At 67.7% G+C, this 2681-nt stretch carries 3 protein-coding genes; all 3 read left to right on the forward strand.

Going from position 1 to position 2681, the window contains the following annotated elements:
* Nucleotides 1-69 precede the first annotated feature (69 nt).
* Nucleotides 70-819, forward strand: a complete 750-nt coding sequence (locus tag H5T60_13890) for a class I SAM-dependent methyltransferase (protein ID MBC7243523.1) — start codon at nucleotides 70-72, stop codon at nucleotides 817-819.
* Nucleotides 791-2065: a glycosyltransferase family 39 protein gene (locus H5T60_13895; GenBank protein MBC7243524.1), complete on the forward strand. Its 1275-nt coding sequence runs from the start codon at nucleotides 791-793 to the stop codon at nucleotides 2063-2065. The genes H5T60_13890 and H5T60_13895 overlap by 29 nt, the downstream gene beginning before the upstream one ends.
* 16 nt (nucleotides 2066-2081) lie before the next feature.
* The coding region (locus H5T60_13900) for a hypothetical protein (protein MBC7243525.1) at nucleotides 2082-2681 on the forward strand (600 nt) is incomplete at its 3' end.

Genomic DNA, 2681 nt, shown 5'->3' on the forward strand with positions numbered 1-2681 from the left:
GCATTTCAGCTTGGAGGCCCATGTGGCGCAGGTGCAGGCCGTCTACGAACGCGTCTGGGAGGGTGCCTGATGGGGGCGGGATGGCGCCGCCGGCTCAATGCCTGGTGGGAGCGGAGCTGGTTCGAGCCGGAGCATCTGGAGAAGGCCCTGCTGGAACGCGGCCTGAAAGAGGCCAGCGAGTTCGCCGGCGGGCTTCTGCTGGATGTGGGCTGTGGACAGCGCCGGCATGCCCATTTGTTCCTGCCCCGGGTGCGGCGGTATGTGGGCCTGGATTATCCGCCGGTCTCGGGGGATATCTGGGCCGCGGCCGGCGGCGAGCAGGCCGATATCTGGGCCGATGGCCAGCGCCTGCCCATCGCTTCGCACGCGGTGGACACCGTGCTGTGCACCCAGGTGCTGGAGCATGTGCCGGAGCCGGCGCAGATGATGCGCGAGATCGCCCGCGTCCTGCGGCCCGGCGGATACGCGCTGATCACTGTGCCGCAGGAGTGGGGCCTGCACCAGGAGCCGTTCGATTACTACCGCTATACGCGCTACGGCCTGGCCTATCTGGCGGAGCAGGCCGGCCTGGAGGTGGTCCTGCTCCAGCCGCGCGGCGGCTTCTGGGCCATGATGGCCCAGCGCTGGAGCGCCTATCTGTATGATGTGACCTGCCGGCCCCTGCGCCGGCGCGGCCGGCGGGCGGCGTTCGCATTGTGTGCGGCGCTGATCCTGCCCTGGGTGGCGCTGACGCAGTTGGCCGGCCTGGCGCTGGACCGCTTACAGCCTCTGGAGAGGAATACACTGGGCTATGTCATGGTGGCGCGCAAGCCGGCCTGACCGGCAGGATATACGGGCGGCCCTTCTGCTGGCCCTGCCCCTGCTGGCGGCCGGCCTGGCCACAGGTTGGGCCTTCCCGGCGCAGACGGATGAGGCCAAGTTCCATTGGGGGGTGATCCAGGAGTTTGCCCGGGCCTGGCCGCAGGTGCCCTGGCAGGATTATCACTCGGCGACCGGCCCCCTGCCCTATATTCTGTGGGCAGCCTGGGGGCGCGTCTTCGGGTTGACCCTGCCGGCTCTGCGGGTGCTGACCACGCTGGTGAGCTACGCCGGCTTCCTGGCGTTCTACCGGCTGGCGCGCCGGCAGGGCTATCCCATGCCCCTGCTGGCCGGCCTGGTCCTGGCGCTCTCGCCCTATGTGTTCCTGCACAGCTTCACGATTTACACGGTGAACGTGGGGCTGGTCTTCGCGGTGCTGGCAATGGGCTGGTACCTGGAGGCCGGCGCAAAGGGGTGGCGTGCCCTGCTGGCCGGCGGGCTGTCCGCTACCCTGGCTGTCTACTGCCGCCAGCATTACCTGTTCCTGCCGGCCGGCGCAGGGATATGGTGGCTGGGACGGGTGGTGCGCAGGCGCCGGCTGACGTGGGGCGCGGCCGGCGAGGCGCTGGCTATCGCTCTGCCGGCGCTGTTGGTGATACCCCTGCTGGTGACGTGGGGTGGGCTGGTGCCGCCGTCCATGCAGGGACTGCATCCCCTGCGCCTGCACCCGGAACATGTGATGTTTATGCTGATCTTCGCCGGCCTGTACGCGGCGCCGGCGGCATGGACAGCCTGGCCGACGGTGTGGAGGGCGCGGCGGCAGGCGGCCTGGCTGATATTGGCCCTGCCGTTGTTCGTGCTGTTCCGGCCGGCGTTCGGCCCGGGGGCGCCGGATACCGCCGAGGGGATTATCCTGCACGCATTGGACCTGGTCCACGGAGCGGCCGGGCCGGCGATCCCCTGGCTGATGGAAGGGCTGTTGTGGCTGAACGGCCTGGTCATCGGATGGGCCTGGTGGGTGCGGGAGGGCCGCCGGCCCGATGATAAGGCATGGATGCTGTGGGGCTGGACGGCGGTCTTCGCCGGCCTGGTGGGGATATCGGATTACGTGGGGGAGCGCTTTTTCGCTCTCTGGATGCCGGTGCTGGTCCTGCTGGTGGACCCCCTGCTGGGGGAGCGGCGCTTCCTGCGGCTGGTATGGCTGGCCGGCATGGCCGGCATGACCGCGGCCTACTGTATCTTGAAGATGTCCGCCGGCGCGGGATGATATGTAGAGGAGTATGATGGAAGACGGATTGGAAGGTATTCCCAAATCGGCCTGGAAGGCGCTGAAAGCGGCAGGAACACTGCTGTTATCCCTGCTGGCGCTGGCGCTGGGGGGATTCCTGGGCAAGCGCCTGATGGAGCCGGGCGCGGAGAACGTCATCACCTATTCCGGCTTCCTGTTTTTCATCGTCCTGCTGCTGGCCAACCCAGTGCTCCTGTTCTTCATCTGGATCGTGGTGGCGCCCTTCTTCGGATTTTTCCATCTGCACATCTCATTAGGCCGGGGCATCCCCGACCTGAGCCTCAGCCGGCTCATCCTGGCGATGCTGGTGGCGCTGGTGCTGGCGCAGGCGGCCACCGGCCGGCGCCGGCTGGTGTCGGTCACGCGCGTCGACTTCTTCGTCCTGCTCACGCTTATCGGCGTGGCGATCTCCATTACCGCTTCGTTCAACAAGCCGGCCAGCCTGGCCTGGTACTTCGAGTCCTTCCTGATGCCGGCCGTCACCTACTGGCTGGCGCGCAATTACGTCACCGATGAGCGCCGCATGATCCACGCCCAGCGCGCGCTGGTGGCGGTGGGCTTTATCATCGCCCTGGTGGTGCTCCAGGAACAGTTC

It is taken from the genome of Anaerolineae bacterium, from assembly GCA_014360855.1.
Taxonomy (GTDB): Bacteria; Chloroflexota; Anaerolineae; order JACIWP01; family JACIWP01; genus JACIWP01.

Bases quoted from the DNA above. Each gene is read 5' to 3' on its own strand.
- H5T60_13890 (MBC7243523.1), top strand. From the start codon at position 70: ATGGGGGCGGGATGGCGCCGCCGGCTCAATGCCTGGTGGGAGCGGAGC.
- H5T60_13895 (MBC7243524.1), top strand. From the start codon at position 791: ATGTCATGGTGGCGCGCAAGCCGGCCTGACCGGCAGGATATACGGGCG.